This is a genomic window from Dysgonomonadaceae bacterium zrk40, from assembly GCA_016916535.1.
GTDB lineage: Bacteria > Bacteroidota > Bacteroidia > Bacteroidales > Dysgonomonadaceae > Proteiniphilum.
In genome coordinates this window covers 245,860-262,158 of sequence record CP070276.1, presented here as the reverse complement: position 1 = coordinate 262,158, position 16,299 = coordinate 245,860, and the positions used below count along the sequence as shown (strand labels likewise).

12 protein-coding genes are annotated in these 16,299 nt (G+C 55.8%); 8 read left to right on the top strand and 4 right to left on the bottom strand.

Going from position 1 to position 16,299, the window contains the following annotated elements; all coding sequences use genetic code 11:
- Window positions 1-11 precede the first annotated feature (11 nt).
- Window positions 12-785, bottom strand: a complete 774-nt coding sequence (locus JS578_01130; GenBank protein ID QRX63901.1) for a copper homeostasis protein CutC — start codon at window positions 783-785, stop codon at window positions 12-14.
- Between the two features lie 292 nt (window positions 786-1,077).
- Between JS578_01130 and JS578_01125 the strand changes: the two genes are divergently transcribed.
- The 7 genes from JS578_01125 to JS578_01095 all read left to right on the top strand — a co-directional run bounded on the left by JS578_01125 (window position 1,078) and on the right by JS578_01095 (window position 9,727).
- Window positions 1,078-3,066 (top strand): urocanate hydratase, encoded by a 1,989-nt coding sequence (locus JS578_01125; protein QRX63900.1) that lies wholly within the window; start codon window positions 1,078-1,080, stop codon window positions 3,064-3,066.
- 122 nt (window positions 3,067-3,188) lie between these two features.
- Window positions 3,189-4,085 (top strand): glutamate formimidoyltransferase, encoded by an 897-nt coding sequence (gene ftcD / locus JS578_01120; GenBank protein QRX63899.1) that lies wholly within the window; start codon window positions 3,189-3,191, stop codon window positions 4,083-4,085.
- The gene (locus tag JS578_01115) at window positions 4,086-4,673 is read left to right on the top strand and encodes a nicotinamide mononucleotide transporter (protein ID QRX63898.1); all 588 of its coding nucleotides are present in this window, start codon (window positions 4,086-4,088) and stop codon (window positions 4,671-4,673) included.
- Complete coding sequence (locus tag JS578_01110) at window positions 4,666-5,904, top strand: imidazolonepropionase (protein ID QRX63897.1); 1,239 nt, start codon at window positions 4,666-4,668, stop codon at window positions 5,902-5,904. The genes JS578_01115 and JS578_01110 overlap by 8 nt, the downstream gene beginning before the upstream one ends.
- A 204-nt stretch (window positions 5,905-6,108) precedes the next feature.
- Entirely contained in the window at window positions 6,109-6,735 is a 627-nt protein-coding gene (locus JS578_01105) for a cyclodeaminase/cyclohydrolase family protein (GenBank protein QRX63896.1), read from the top strand.
- A complete protein-coding gene (gene hutH / locus JS578_01100; GenBank protein QRX63895.1) occupies window positions 6,736-8,235 on the top strand; it encodes a histidine ammonia-lyase in 1,500 nt (499 codons plus the stop codon).
- Between the two features lie 106 nt (window positions 8,236-8,341).
- Entirely contained in the window at window positions 8,342-9,727 is a 1,386-nt protein-coding gene (locus tag JS578_01095) for an MFS transporter (protein ID QRX63894.1), read from the top strand.
- A gap of 321 nt (window positions 9,728-10,048) precedes the next feature.
- Here JS578_01095 and JS578_01090 read toward each other — a convergent pair whose 3' ends face one another.
- Window positions 10,049-10,705, bottom strand: a complete 657-nt coding sequence (locus JS578_01090) for a hemolysin III family protein (GenBank protein ID QRX63893.1) — start codon at window positions 10,703-10,705, stop codon at window positions 10,049-10,051.
- Between the two features lie 106 nt (window positions 10,706-10,811).
- On the opposite strand from JS578_01090, the gene clpB reads away from it, so the two are divergent.
- On the top strand, window positions 10,812-13,400 hold the full coding sequence (gene clpB, locus JS578_01085) for an ATP-dependent chaperone ClpB (protein QRX63892.1): 2,589 nt from the start codon (window positions 10,812-10,814) through the stop codon (window positions 13,398-13,400).
- Window positions 13,401-13,410: 10 nt separating this feature from the next.
- Here clpB and JS578_01080 read toward each other — a convergent pair whose 3' ends face one another.
- Window positions 13,411-14,877, bottom strand: a complete 1,467-nt coding sequence (locus JS578_01080; protein ID QRX63891.1) for a TrkH family potassium uptake protein — start codon at window positions 14,875-14,877, stop codon at window positions 13,411-13,413.
- Window positions 14,878-14,953: 76 nt separating this feature from the next.
- Window positions 14,954-16,291, bottom strand: coding sequence for a Trk system potassium transporter TrkA (gene trkA, locus JS578_01075; GenBank protein ID QRX63890.1), 1,338 nt, complete (start codon window positions 16,289-16,291; stop codon window positions 14,954-14,956).
- Between the last annotated feature and the right edge of the window lie 8 nt (window positions 16,292-16,299).

Sequence of the window (16,299 nt, the reverse complement as noted above, 5' to 3'; positions counted from 1 at the left end):
TTTCTGTTAGTTTATTGAATATGTTGTTTAGGGTTGTTGTCTAGTGCTTGAAGGGTCTGCGCTACCTTGTGTGCCTGTGTGACCGGGATGGCGTACTCGTCTATCACAATGCTCTCTCCTCCCATCTTCACGTTTGGATTGCGATAGACCATGCCGCTTTCCTGTTGCTCCCGTGCTGAGAGGTGAAACTCCTCTGCCCCTGTTTCCAGAGCCAGCTGGGCAATGTTCGATGCGTTCACACCGCTACCCGGCATGATGATGATCCGGTTGCCGGCACGCTCTACCAGCTGCCGAAGGAGGGGAATACCCTGCTCTGCCCTGGGTTGACCGCCTGAGGTGAGAATCCTGTCGCATCCCAGTTCAATGATGCGCTCCAGGCTATCAAAGGGATCACGGCACATGTCGAAGGCACGGTGGAAGGTGACACTCATCCCTTTGGCTGCTTCCATCAGCTCCCGGTTGCGGAGCATGTCCACCTCTCCCTCACGTGTCAGGGAGCCGATTACAACACCATCTACCCCCACATCGCGGGCCATGCGGATATCTTCAAGCATGATTCGCTGTTCCAGGTCAGAGTAGAGAAAATCACCTCCCCGTGGACGGATGATTACGTTGAGCTTGATATGAAGCAGCTTACGGGCCAAAGCCATCTCTCCGTAGGATGGGGTGGTGCCCCCCTCCGGAATACCTGCACAGAGCTCTACCCTGTAAGCACCTCCCTTCTCTGCTTCCAGGCAGCTGGCCACTGAGTTGGCACAGATCTCCAGTTTGTAATCTTTTTTCATCCTGATAACGCTCTACCTGCAATCGATATTACCGATACGCAGGTGGTTAATCAAAAAGTTTAATAAATTAATTAACAAAAGTAATAATTTACAAGAAAAAACGGAAGGATATCGTGATTCAATCCATTAAAATTGTCATAAATGTTGTATATCCCTTTTTCAAATACCTTAAAGTCTTTCGTCCGCATTAAAACTTCCTTCAATTCAACGCTTGAATAATCACTATCTTTGACTGATTTTGGATAAAATTTGCTATTTTTGCTTTCATAACCTTGAGATGAATTAGCTGCTTATGAAATTATCACTCTCCAATCAGCTGCCACCCTCCCCGGTCTTCGATGAGTCAATCCGTCGTGCCCCCGACAGGGGATACCGGCTTACCAAAGCGCAGACCCTGACAGCGCTGCAAAATGCTTTGCGCTATATCCCTCCTGCCCTGCACGAAACCTTGGCACCCGAGTTCCTGGAAGAGCTGCGCAGCCGCGGACGCATCTACGGCTATCGCTACCGACCCGAAGGAGATCTGAAAGCCAAGCCGGTGGATCAATACAAGGGAAACTGCCTCGAGGGAAAAGCGTTTCAACTGATGATCGACAACAACCTCAGCTTCGACATCGCGCTTTACCCATACGAGCTGGTCACCTACGGCGAGACGGGACAGGTGTGTCAGAACTGGATGCAGTACCGCCTCATCAAGCATTACCTGGAAGTGATGACGCGTGAGCAGACGCTGGTGGTGGAGAGCGGACATCCGCTGGGGCTCTTCCGCTCCCGTCCCGATGCACCGCGGGTGATCATCACCAACTCGATGATGGTGGGCCTGTTCGACAACCAGGCCGACTGGGAGGTGGCGGCGCAGCTGGGAGTGGCCAACTACGGGCAGATGACCGCCGGTGGGTGGATGTACATCGGTCCCCAGGGCATTGTCCACGGCACCTTCAATACCTTGCTCAACGCGGGACGCCTTCGTCTGGGAATACCGCAGGATGGCGACCTGCGGGGGCACCTCTTCGTCTCCTCCGGCCTCGGTGGCATGAGCGGTGCACAACCCAAGGCGGCTGATATCGCCGGGGCAGTGTCGGTCATCGCCGAGGTGGATGGCTCCCGCATTGAGACCCGCAGCAGGCAGGGATGGGTGCAGCGTGTCACCGGTGATCTCCGGCAGGCGTTCCATTGGGCAGGGGAGGCGATGAATCGAAAAAAACCCCTCTCGGTTGCCTATCACGGCAACATCGTCGATCTGCTGGAGTATGCGGCTGACCAGGAGATAGCAATTGACCTGCTGAGCGACCAGACCTCCTGCCATGAACCCTACAGCGGCGGTTACTGCCCTGTGGGGATCAGTTATGAGGAGCGCACCCGGTTGCTGCATGATGAACGGAATAAGTTCAGGGAGCTGGTCGATCTGTCGCTGCAACGTCATTACCGGGTGATTGCCCGCCTGACTGAGCGGGGCACCTATTTCTTTGACTACGGCAACTCCTTCATGAAGGCAGTTTACGATGCCGGTGTGAAAGAGATATCACGCAACGGCATCGATGAGAAGGATGGGTTTATCTGGCCCTCCTATGTGGAGGATATCATGGGTCCAGAGTTGTTTGACTATGGCTACGGTCCTTTCCGCTGGGTTTGTCTGAGCGGGATGCCGGAGGATCTCATGAAAACCGACCGGGCGGCAATGGCCTGCATTGACCCGCACCGGCGTGCGCAGGACCGTGACAACTGGATTTGGATTCGGGATGCGGAGAAACACCAACTTGTGGTGGGCAGCCAGGCACGCATCCTCTACCAGGATGCCGAGGGACGGTTGAAGATAGCATTGCGCTTCAATGAGATGGTGCGCAACGGGGAGGTCGGCCCTGTGATGCTGGGACGTGACCACCATGACGTGAGCGGCACCGATTCCCCCTTCCGGGAGACGGCCAACATCCGCGACGGTAGTAATGTGATGGCCGACATGGCTGTGCAGTGCTTCGCCGGCAACGCTGCCCGTGGCATGAGCCTTGTGGCGCTGCACAACGGAGGCGGTGTGGGTATTGGCAAGGCGGTGAATGGTGGCTTCGGCATGGTGCTCGACGGCAGCGAGCGGGTGGATGAGATCCTCCGCAGTGCCATGTTGTGGGATGTGATGGGCGGCGTGGCACGCCGTGCCTGGGCCCGCAACCCCCATGCCATCGAAACCCTGCAGGGTTTTAACCGCTCACATGCAGAGGATTACAACATTACTGAACCCTATGTGGCAGACAGAGAGATGCTGGAGAATCTGCTGACAGATCTCTAAGCGGGGATTACTTCCCGAACAGAGAGCAATGAAAATCATCATCCAAAAAGAGTCAATTCCAGAAATATAACGATACATTTGCATCAAAGCAATTTAATAAAGCAGAAAACAGATTGATATCAATGAACAGAATCATGGAGTGCGTACCCAATTTCAGCGAGGGACGCGACAAAGCAAAAGTGGAGCAGATTGCGGATGCCTTCCGCGGCAGAGAGGGAGTGAAGCTGCTGGATTACAGCAGTGATGCAGACCACAACCGGTCGGTGATCACCGTGGTAGGTGAGCCGGAGGCGTTGAAGGCAGCCGTGATCGATGCCATCGGCAGGGCAGTGGAACTGATCGACCTGACACGGCACAACGGACAGCATCCCCGCATGGGGGCGGTCGACGTGGTGCCCTTTATTCCCATCCGAAACGTGACGATGGAGGAGGCGGTTGCACTCTCTAAGGAGGTGGCTGAGGCGGTAGGCGAACAATTTAAACTGCCGGTCTTCCTCTATGAGAAGTCGGCCACGGCAACCCATCGTGAGAACCTGGCCACAGTGCGCAAGGGGGAGTTCGAAGGGTTGCAGGAGAAGATGCTGTTGCCGGAGTGGCAGCCCGATTTCGGTCCCGCCGCACCGCACCCCACCGCCGGCGCGGTGGCCATTGGGGCACGCATGCCGCTGGTGGCCTACAATGTCAACCTGGGCACCGACAACCTGGAGATCGCTACCGCCATCGCCAAAAAGGTGCGCTTCGTGGGGGGCGGACTCCGCTACTGCAAGGCAATGGGAGTGACCCTCGGTGAGCGGGGCATCACCCAGGTCTCGATGAACCTGACCGACTTCACCAAAACAGCAATCTATCGCGCCCATGAACTGGTACGGATTGAAGCGCAGCGCTATGGTGTACCGGTTGTAGGTGCCGAGGTGATTGGACTGGTACCTATGGAGGCCCTTGTCGATGCGGCTGCCTACTACCTCGGATTGGAAAACTTCTCAATGAGCCAGGTGCTCGAGGCAAAACTGATGGAATAGATGAACTGGATTGAACTGACTGCCGCCATCTTCGGAGTGATCAGCGTATGGTATGCCCGCAAGGAGAAGATACTAGTCTTTCCCTTTGGTATCATCAACGTGGCGATCTATATCTACATCTGCTTTGAGGCACGCCTCTATGCCAATGCAGGCATCAACATGGTCTACCTGGCATCCAATATCTTCGGCTGGTACATGTGGTCCCGCACCGGCGACGACAACCAGAAGCTGCAGATCAGGCGCAATACACCCCGACAGCAGGTTATCACCTGGAGCAGCGTGCTGCTGATTTACCTGGCTGTATATTTCCTGCTGCGATGGGTGAACAGGGAGGATGCTGCCTACCTGGCATCATGGCTTCCCCGGATCGATGCCTTCAACACCTCCTTCTTCCTGGTCGCCACCGTTCTGATGGCGGTGAAGAGGCTTGAAAACTGGCATTTCTGGATCATCGGCAACATTGTATCCATACCGATATATGCCTCGCAGGGTCTCTACTTCACTTCGGGTCAGTACACCGTCTTCCTGGTGCTGGCCATCATGGGACTGCGGGAGTGGAACGCAAAAGCCAAAAGAAATCATGCATAACCTGATCATCAAAAATGCCGCACAGGTGGTAACCTGCAGCGGCTTCGAAGGAAAAAGAGGCAGGGAGATGAACAACCTGGGTGTGATCGAAAACGGAACTGTGATCGTCACCGGGGGCATCATCTCACATGTCTTGCAACAGGGTGAACCGCTGCCGGTATCCGAGGCTGACTACAAGGTGATTGATGCCACCGGCAAGGCATTGCTGCCGGGTTTTGTGGATCCCCACACCCATTTCGTCTTCGGCGGCTATCGAGAGGAGGAGTTCTCCTGGCGGATGAGGGGCGACAGCTACATGGCGATCATGGAGCGGGGCGGCGGCATCGTCAACACCACGCGTGCCACCCGCAATGCCACGGAAGAGGAGCTGATCGACTCAGGGCGACAACGGCTGGATGCGATGCTGCGGCTGGGCATCACCACCGTGGAGGGGAAAAGTGGCTACGGGCTGGACCGGGAGACAGAGCTGAAGCAGCTGCGGGTGATGCATCAATTAAATGATCTCCATCCTGCAGATATTGTCTCCACCTATATGGGTGCACACGCCATTCCGGAGGAATGGAAGGGCAGGGAGGATGCTTTTATTGATTTTCAGATCGCGGAGATGCTTCCGTTGGTGGCGGGAGAGGGGTTGGCCGAAGCGGCAGATATCTTCTGTGAGAAAGGGGTCTTCTCGATCGAACAGTCGCGCCGTTACCTGCAGGCAGCTGCCTCGCTCGGACTGAAACCCAAGTTGCATGCCGACGAGATCATCCCCCTGGGAGGTGCCGAGCTGGCAGCGGAACTGCACTGCCTCTCGGCAGATCACCTGCTGCAGGCCTCCGACAAGGGGATTGCTGCCCTGGCGGCAACAGGAACGGTGGCCACGCTGCTGCCGCTGACCGCCTTCTCACTGCGTGAGCCCTACGCCCGTGCCCGCACAATGATCGATGCCGGCTGCATCGTGGCGATGGCCACCGACCTCAACCCGGGCAGCTCCTTCACCGCCTCGGTGCCGCTGCTCTTCGCCCTGGCCTGCATCTACATGCAACTCACACCCGAGGAGGCAGTCACCGCCTTCACCCTCAACAGTGCGGCAGCACTGGGACGTGCTGACCGCATCGGCAGCATTGATCCGGGCAAGCAGGGCGACCTGCTGCTGCTGCAGTTCCCCTCCTACAAGTTCCTGCCTTACCATGTAGGGATGAACATCGTGGAGCGGGTGATCAAGAAAGGGGAAGTTGTGGTATAAAATAGTTCTTTGTTTGATGTTCGATGTACTTTATTTGAAAATTAACTGGTTCGTAAGTTGGAAAGTAGGTAAGTTAGTAAGTTAATTAGTAGGCTCAAAGTTAACGGTTTCGATGTTTGAATTCCAAGACCATTGAATGAGAGTACATTCTACCAGAAAAGCTTACAACTGACCACTGAAATCTGAAAGCTAAAATATAGCAATATGAAACTACAAGATCTTTTACTGAAAGAATTTCTCGAGAAAACCGCAGCCAATGAACCGGTACCGGGCGGCGGCAGCAGTGCCGCACTGAATGCCGCCATGGCGACAGCGCTCACCGAGATGGTGGCCAACCTCACCATCGGCAGGAAGAAGTATGCCGATGCAGATGAACGGATGCGGGAGATCGCAGCTGAGATGTCGGCACAACGAAGCCACTTCCTGGAAGATATCGACCGTGATGCGGAGGCTTATCGCCGGGTGATGGAGGCCTACCGGCTCCCCAAAGAGACGGAGAAAGAAAAAGAGCAACGCGAGGCGAAAATCCTGGAGGCAACCAAATGGGCATCGCTGGTGCCGATGGAGGTGGCAGAGAGAGCCTTCTCCCTGCTGGAGACCATGTGGGAGACGTTGCAGACAGGAAACCCCAACGCGACTACCGATGGGTTAGTGGGGCTGATGAACTGCCGTACCGCCATCCTGAGCGCACTGCTCAACGTGCGTGTCAACCTGGGGGGGATCACGGATCAGTCGTTTGTCGAGGAGATGAACGCGAAGTGCGACCGACTGGAAAACGATACCATGCAGATAGAAGCCAAAGCGATTGAACTGATTAAATCAAGAATCTAAATGAAAAACATCTTTCTGATCGGCCGGGGAGAGCTCACCATCAGCGACCTGGAGAAGATCATCACTGAAAACATCAAGGTGGAGCTGGCTCCTGAGGCGATAGAGCGGATACAACGATGCCGCGTTCACCTGGATCGCAAAATGGAAACACAGAAGGAACCGATCTACGGCATCACCACCGGCTTTGGATCACTCTGTGACCGTAACATCTCGGGGGAGGATCTGAACACCCTGCAGGAGAATCTGGTGAAATCGCACGCCTGCAGCGTGGGCAACGAGGTGGCACCGTTGATCGTCAAGCTGATGTTCCTGCTAAAGGCGCATGCTCTCTCACTGGGTTACAGCGGGGTGCAGGTGGCCACCGTGCAGCGGATGGTTGACCTGTTCAACAACGACATCCTGCCGGTGGTCTATGACAAGGGATCGCTGGGCGCGTCGGGCGACCTGGCGCCGCTGGCCAACCTCTTCCTGCCGCTGATCGGGGTGGGGGATGTCTTCTACAAGGGGCAGAAACGTGATATCGGTGCGGTGCTCGATGAGTTCGGGTGGAGCCCTATCCGTCTCAAGAGCAAGGAGGGGCTGGCACTGCTCAACGGTACCCAGTTCATGTCGGCACACGGTGTCTACGCCATCATGAAAGCGAAGAGACTCTCCAAGCGGGCCGACCTGATCGCCGCCCTCTCGCTCGACGCCTATGACGGCCACCTTGAACCGTTCGATGAACGGCTTCATAAACTCCGTCCCCATCGCGGTCAACAGGAAACAAGCCGCAACTTCCGCCGCTTCCTGGAGGGGAGTGAGCTCATCTCACGCAAGAAGGAACACCTGCAGGATCCCTATTCCTTCCGCTGTGTACCGCAGGTGCATGGTGCCACCAAGGATGCAATCGACTATGTGGAGCAGGTGGTGGTGACCGAGATCAACTCGGTGACCGACAACCCCACCATCTTCCCCGACGATGATGAGATCATCTCAGGGGGCAACTTCCACGGTCAGCCCCTGGCCATCGCCTTCGACTTCCTGGCCATCGCCCTGGCGGAGCTGGGTAACATCTCCGAACGGCGCACGGCGCAGCTGATCCTCGGCAAGCGGGGACTGCCCGAGTTCCTGGTGGCCAGTCCCGGCCTCAACTCCGGTTTCATGATCCCGCAGTACGTCGCCGCATCGGTGGTGAGTCAGAACAAGATGTACAGCTACGCCGCCAGCACCGACTCCATCGTCTCCTCCAACGGACAGGAGGATCATGTAAGCATGGGGGCCACCTCCGCCATCAAGCTGCTGCCGCTGTTGGACAACCTCGACACCATCCTCTCCATTGAAATGATGAACGCTGTGCAGGCGCTCGACTTCCGCCGTCCCCTACGTTCCTCGCCTCTCATCGAGAAGGTGGTGAAGGCCTACCGCAAGGAGGTACCCTTCATCGATGAGGATATCGTGATGTACAAGGAGATCCGCAAGACGGTCTCCTTCCTCAACCGGCTCGACGTGGATGGACTCTGAGAGTCAATTTAAATGTTAAAAAAAAGGTCAAAATGATCTCTTTGTGTATCTTTGCACCTTCACATGGACAATCAGAGTTAACTACAAACCTATAACAAAAGACAAAATGGTAGAGAATTTGAGGAAATCGCTCAGGGATTCTGCAGCGGCACGATGGACAGCACTGGTCATTGTCTCCTTCACGATGATGTGCGGATACTTTTTAACCGATATCATGGCCCCCTTGGCGGGCCTGCTGGAGGGACAGCTGGGCTGGTCCCGCGCCGACTACGGCACCTTCACCAGCTCCTATGGCTGGTTCAACGTTTTCCTGCTGATGCTGATCTTCGGCGGGATCATCCTTGACAAGCTGGGAGTGCGCCTCACCGGGCTGGGTGCCGCCGGGGTGATGGTGGCCGGCACCGCCATCAAGTACTGGGCCGTATCGACTCCTTCACTGAGTGGCACCACCCTCTTCGGACTTGATGCACAGGTGTTCTGGGCCAGCATCGGCTTTGCCACCTTCGCCGTGGGCGTTGAGGTGGCCGGCATCACCGTCTCCAAGATCATCGTGAAATGGTTCAAGGGGAAGGAGATGGCCATGGCCATGGGTATGGAGATGGCGATGGCCCGTATCGGTACGGCCATGGCACTCGGATTCTCGGTGCCCATCGCCAAGGCTACCGGCGTGGTGGATGTATCCCGTCCCGTGCTGGTGGCGCTGATCGGTCTCTGTATCGGCCTGATCTCCTTTATCGTCTACGTGATGATGGACAAGAAGCTGGATGCCTCAGAAGCACTGGAAGAGGGTGAAGTAAGCGTACCGGAAGAGGAGTTCAAGATCGCCGACATCGGCAAGATCCTGACCAACAAGGGGTGGTGGTACATCGCCATCCTCTGCGTGCTGTTCTACTCGGCGGTATTCCCCTTCCTGAAATATGCCACCGATCTGATGGTGAATAAGTTCGGTGTGAAGGAGGACCTCGCGGGACTGATCCCGATGCTGCTCCCCTTCGGCAACATCCTGCTGACCCCCCTCTTCGGCGGCATCTACGACCGCAAGGGGAAAGGAGCCTCCATCATGATCATCGGTGCCGTGTTGCTGATCTTCGTGCATGCACTCTTCTCGGTGCCGGGCCTCAACAGCTGGATCTTCGCCATGGTGCTGGTGGTGGTGCTTGGTATCGCCTTCTCGCTGGTACCGTCGGCCATGTGGCCCTCCGTGCCCAAGATCATCCCGGAAAAGCGACTGGGTACCGCCTATTCGCTGATCTTCTGGGTGCAGAACTGGGGCCTGATGGGGGTACCCCTCCTGATTGGCTGGGTGCTGGAGAAATATTGCATCACCGGGCAAACCGTGCGCGACGGTCTCACCGTCAACACCTACGATTACACGCTCCCCATGCTCATCTTCACCAGCTTCGGTGTGCTGGCACTCATCTTCGCCTTCCTGCTGAAAGCGGAGGACAAAAAGAAGGGATACGGGCTGGAGATGCCGAACATTCAATCGTAGAATGTTTGTAAACTGAAAATATTCAGCTTACCCTTAGGGCGGTGAATGTTTAATAAATGTAACCGTTCAAGCCAGAGGCAAAAAAGAGGCCATCTCATCAACAAAATGAGATGGCTTTTTTATTATCCCATCCACAGGGAATCGCCTTATTTGGCTTTTTACAGCGTGTAATCTCACTCGTAACTGACTCTTTACTGGTTCGAATCTGTTAGAACCATATTAGAACCATATTAGAACGAGATTAGAACGAGATTAGAACGAGTAACGGAGGAAAGAGGGCAAAATCCCCCGGAATTTAGCGGCAACTCCTCCCGCAATTGTTTACATTGGTATCAGCCAGGCGGCATAGATATGGCTGGCAAGTCCCAGCAGCACGAAGAGGTGAAAAATGGTGTGAACGAACTCCCGCTTCGCGGTGGCGTAGATCACTGCCCCCACAATGTAGAAGACTCCTCCCACGAGCAGCCAGAGCACCGTGTTCATGGCATCCGCAGCACGTGCTACTTCCAGCAGCGGCTTAAAGGCGATCAGCACGATCAGTCCCATCAGCACGTAGGAGGCGGTCTTGAGGTGACTGTTGCGTTTCAGCGGACGGAAGCTGATGAGGATGCCGGTGAGTGCGATCAGCCATACAACCCCGAAAATAAACCAGCCCCAGAACGGTTCATCCCGCAGCAGGATCAGCGTGAAAGGTGAATAGCTTGCCGCGATGAGCAGGTAGATGGCTGCATGGTCGTAGTGACGCAGCATGGCTTTGCGCAGTGGCTCCTGCACGTAATGGTAAAGGGTGGAGGCACCCATGCATCCGATCATCCCCACGCCGAAGAGGGCAAAGGCCACCACCGCCCTTTGGTCACCCGCTACAACAGCTCTTCCGATCAGCAGGAGCGATCCCGCGAGTCCCATCAGCACTCCCAGCCCGTGGGTCAGCCAATTGGCCTTCTCTTCCCTGGCGGTGTAAAATTTCTCTTTTGACATATAATCTGGTTGATTGAAGCGTAAAGGTAGCACAATAATCTGACAAAAAGTCACGCTTTTACAAATGGCAAAGATTTTGACCATCATCTATAAAAGGATAAAGCATATGAATTTCAACAATTTTACCATAAAGGCGCAGGAGTCGGTGCAGAAGGCGATCGACCTGGCCAAGGCCAACAACCAGCAGATGATTGAACCGTCGCACCTGCTCAAGGGGGTGATGATGACAGCTGACAATGTAACAGGATTCCTCTTTCAGAAGCTGGGCGTGAACGGTGCGCAGCTGGAGAAGGTGCTCGACAGGGAGATTGAATCCTATCCCCGCGTGTCGGGGGGTGAACCGATGCTGGGACGTGAGACAAACGCGGTCTTACAGAAGGCGACCGATTTCGCATCGAAGATGGGCGATCAGTTCGTATCGGTGGAGCACCTGCTGCTGGCACTCACCGAGGTGAAGAGCAACGTTTCACGGATGATGCAGGATGCCGGTATCACGCCCGGTGAGCTGCGCAAGGCAGTGGAGGAACTGCGCAAAGGAGAGAAGGTGACAAGTCAGAGTGCCGAGGAGAGCTATCAGTCGCTCGCCAAGTATGCTGTCAACCTCACCGAGCGGGCCCGCAACGGCAAGCTGGACCCGGTGATCGGTCGCGATGAGGAAATCCGCCGCGTGCTTCAGATCCTGAGCCGCCGCACTAAGAACAACCCCATCCTGATTGGAGAGCCGGGTACCGGTAAGACAGCCATCGCCGAAGGGCTGGCCTACCGCATCGTGCGGGGCGATGTGCCCGAGAACCTGCGCAGCAAGCAGATCTACTCGCTCGACATGGGGGCGCTGATCGCCGGTGCCAAGTACAAGGGTGAGTTTGAAGAACGGCTCAAGGCGGTGGTCAACGAGGTGGTGAAGGCAGAGGGAGAGATCATCCTCTTCATCGACGAGATTCACACCCTGGTGGGAGCCGGCAAGAGCGATGGAGCGATGGACGCGGCCAACATACTGAAGCCTGCGCTGGCACGTGGTGAGTTACGTGCCATCGGTGCCACCACCCTCGATGAGTATCAGAAGTACTTCGAGAAGGACAAGGCTTTGGAGCGCCGCTTCCAGACGGTGATGGTGGACGAGCCGACCGAGTCGGACAGCATCTCCATTCTCCGGGGACTGAAGGAGCGGTACGAGAACCACCACAAGGTGCGGATCAAGGATGAGGCGATCATCGCCGCCGTGCAGCTGTCGCACCGTTACATCACCGACCGCTTCCTGCCCGACAAGGCAATAGACCTGATGGATGAGGCAGCAGCCAAGCTGCGCATGGAGGTGGATTCGGTACCGGAGGAGCTGGATGAGATCATGCGCCGCGTGAAGCAGCTGGAGATAGAGCGGGAGGCGATCCGGCGTGAGAATGATGCACCCAAGGAGGAGCTGCTCACCCGCCAGATTGAGGAGCTGAAGGCCGAGGAGGCAGACTACAAAGCCAAGTGGCAGTCGGAGAAGGAGCTGATCAACCGCATCCAGCAGGCCAAGATTGAGATTGAAGATGCCCGTTTCGAAGCGGAGAAAGCGGAGCGTGAAGGTGACTACGGCAAGGTGGCCGAGCTGCGCTACGGCAGGATCAAGGAGAAGGAGAATGAGATTGCAGCGTTGCAGCAACAACTGCACGAGCGGCAGGGTGCCAGCGCAATGATCAAGGAGGAGGTGGATGCCGAGGATATCGCCGACGTGGTATCACGCTGGACCGGCATCCCCGTCAGCAAGATGCTGCAGAGCGAGCGGGAGAAACTGTTGCACCTCGAGGAGGAGCTGCACCGGCGGGTGATCGGCCAGGAGGAGGCGATCACGGCAGTCTCTGATGCCGTGCGGCGCAACCGTGCCGGGCTGAGCGACCCCAAGCGGCCCATCGGCTCCTTCATCTTCCTCGGCACCACCGGGGTGGGGAAGACCGAGCTGGCCAAGGCGCTGGCGGAGTACCTCTTCGACGATGAGAACATGATGACCCGCATCGACATGAGCGAGTACCAGGAGAAGTTCAGTGCCACGCGCCTGATTGGTGCCCCTCCGGGATATGTGGGATATGACGAGGGAGGACAGCTCACCGAGGCGATCCGCCGCAAGCCCTACTCGGTGGTGCTGTTCGACGAAATTGAGAAGGCACACCCCGATGTGTTCAACATCTTGCTGCAGGTGCTCGATGACGGTCGGCTGACCGACAACAAGGGGAGGGTGGTCAACTTCAAGAACACCATCATCATCATGACCTCCAACATGGGATCAAACGTGATCAGGGAAAACTTTGAGCGGATTACACCCGTCAACCGTGAGGAGATCGTGGAGAATACGAAGAACATGGTGCTGGGGATGCTCAAACAGACCATACGGCCCGAATTCCTGAACCGTATCGACGACATCATCATGTTTGCCCCGCTGAAGGAGGAGGAGATCACACAGATTGTCCGCCTGCAGCTGGAGGGTGTGCGCAGGATGCTTGCAGAGAATGGTATCGAGCTGCGTTACAGTGAGGAGGCGGTAAAGAGCATCTCGCAGGCCGGCTTCGATCCCGAGTTCGGGGCACGCCCCGTGAAGCGGGTGATCCAGCGCAAGGTGTTGAACCAACTCTCGAAGGAGCTGTTGGCAGGCTCGGTGGATAAGTCGCAACCAATCACCATCGACGCCGTCGATGACACTGTATTCTTTACAAACTAACAGCTTTCAGCTACCTCTTCCAGAATCCCGGGATGAAGAGGGAGAGCACGGTAAAGACCTCGAGGCGCCCCACCAGCATCAGGAAGGTGAGGTAGTACTTGGCAAAGGGAGTTGCCGACTCGAAATTGCCGCTGGGGCCGTAGGAGCCAAGGCCAAAGCCATAGCTGCTGATGGTGGAGATGGAGACGCCGATCGACTCGTCGAAGGTCATGCCGGTGAAACTCAGCACCAGCGCGCTGAAGGCTGCCAGTGAGAGGTAGAGGAAGACGAAGGCCAGCACCTTGGCGGAAACGCTGCCGGTGATCACATTGCCGTTGAGCTTCACCCGGTAGAGCGCGTCGGGGTGCACCTGCTTTTTGAACACCAGCATGGTGCTCTTGAAGAGGACCACCAGTCGCGAGATCTTCATGCCTCCGGAGGTGGATCCCTCGCTGCCGCAGAAGAGAATCATGGCAAGCAGCAGGAGCCAGTAGACATGTCCCCACATTTGAAAATCGATGGTGGCATAGCCGGTGGTGGTGACCGCCGCCACCACCTGGAAGAGCGCCGTGCGGAAGGTGGATTCCAGTCCGCTCATCTCACCCGTGGTGAGGAGCAGGAAGGTGATGAGCAGGGTGAAAAGCAGGATGATGGCCAGGTACCAGCGAAACTCCTCTTCCCTGAAGATTGAAAGTTTGAACCGGGTGAAGAAGGTGTAGAGCAGCATGAAGTTGGTGCCGCCGAAGAACATCAGCAGGGTGATCACATACTCGGTGTAGGGAGAGTTGAAAAAGGCAATGCTGGCCTGCCGCGTGGAAAAGCCGCCGGTGGAGACCGCCGAGAGGGTATGACAGGCAGCATCGAACGCATCCATCGGGCCCGCCCATAGAAAGAGGAAGCCAACAAGGGTGAGGGTGAGGTAGGTGAGAGCCATGCGCTGTGCCACCTCGGTGATGCGGGGACGGAACATATCCTCGGCGATGCCGGTAGCTTCAGCATCGAAGAACTGCCCGGAGCTCCCCCCGAACACCGGCATGAATGACATCACGAAGATGATGATGCCGAAGCCGCCGATCCACTGGGTGAAGCTGCGCCAGAAGTGAAGCGATTTGGGAAAGGCTTCGATGTTGAGCAATGTAGAGCTGCCGGTGGTGGTGAAACCACACATGCTCTCAAAAAAGGCGTTGGTGAAGGAGGGTATGGCACCGCTCAGCTGAAAGGGAAGCGTTCCGAAGAGAGCCAGGATGACCCAGGAGAGTGTCACGGTGAGGTATACCTCCCGTTTACTGATGCTGCCCCGCTTGCGGTTTCTCTTCCAGCCCAGGAAGGTGAAAAGGGCACCGGAGAGGAAGGTGATCAACGTGGAGTGGTAGATGCTTGTGACCGCTCTCTCCCGGAAATATTCGCCCACGAACGCGGAGAAGAGCATGAAGAGCGCTTCAATCATCAGCAGCAGTCCGATGCTGCTCAGAACAAACCGATAGTTGAATCTCCGCATATTTCTTTGTTCAGATTCCTGTTATCCTGCCGACTTCAAATGTTGTTTGCTTCAGTGTTGTAGCCTCTGATCAGGATCAGTTGAAGAGGCTTTCGATGCTTTTGAGTGATTTGTTAAGGAAGAAAACCACCACCTGGTCGTAGGGCTCTATCAGGGTGTCACCATCCACAAGCATTGGCTCACCGTTGCGGATCAGGGCTCCGAAGGTGATGTCGGAGGGTAGGTTCAGGTTTTTAATCAGTTTCTTGGTCACCTTTGAGTTGGGCTTAGCGGTCACCTCACCCACGTTGGCATCGGCGATGTTGAGGCTCTTGATGTTGGAGGCATCCGCCTTCAACAGCAATTCGTAAATCTTGCTGGCGGCAATCAGCTTTTTGTTGATCACCGTGCCGATGTCAAACCGTTCCGCCATGGAGATGTAATCGAGGTTCTCCACCTCTGCCACTGTTTTCTTTACACCATACTGCTTTGCCATCATGCAGCCCAGGATATTGGCTTCCGAGTTGGCGGTAAGGGCAAGGAAGGCATCGGTCTCGGTGATCCCCTCCCGCAGCAAAAACTCACTGTTACGACCATCCTCCACGAAGACGGTGACGTTTGGCGGAGCCATCTCCACCAGCATCTCCGCCCGCTCGCGGTCTTTCTCGATGATCTTGACACTGATGTTCTGCGGCAGCTGCTGGATGGTGCGCATGGTGATGCGGCTGCCTCCCATGAACATGATCTTCTTTGTCTCGAACGATTTCTTGCCCAGCAGTTCCGAAAGGGTATCGATATGCTTGCGCAGTGAGGTGAAGTAGATGATGTCGTTGGGCAACACCTGATCATTCCCTCTGGGGATCAGCGTAGTGTTGTTGCGTTTGATGGCAACCAGGTGAAAGCGCTTGTTTTCCTCCATCAACTCATAGAGGTATTTGCTGACGATGGGGGCATTCTCACGCACCTTGGCAGCAGCCAGAATCACGGTGCCGTTGCATAGCTCCCACCAGAAGCGTGTCCAGGGCTTCTTGAGCGACATGGCGATCTCACGGGCTGCAATAAGCTCCGGATAGATCATGGAGTGGATGCCCAGCTTCTCGAAGAAATCACTGTTCTTAGGCAGCAGGTATTCGTAGTTGTCGATACGGGCCAGTGTTTTCTTCGCTCCCAGGTTGGAGGCCAGCATACAGGAGGTGATGTTCTTCGACTCTTCGGGTGTCACACCGATATAAAGGTCGGCACCTCCGGTGCCGGCATCGGTGAGATCTTTGAGCGAAGTGCATTTCCCTACATAGGTGAGCACGTCGGAGTTGTCCCGTATGATGGCAAGCCGATCTTTGTCTTCGTCCATCAGGGTGATGTCATGATTTTCCTGTCCGAGCAACTTCGCAAGGTGTGTACCAACGGCGCCTGCACCGGCAATAAGTATTTTCATTGAAGATG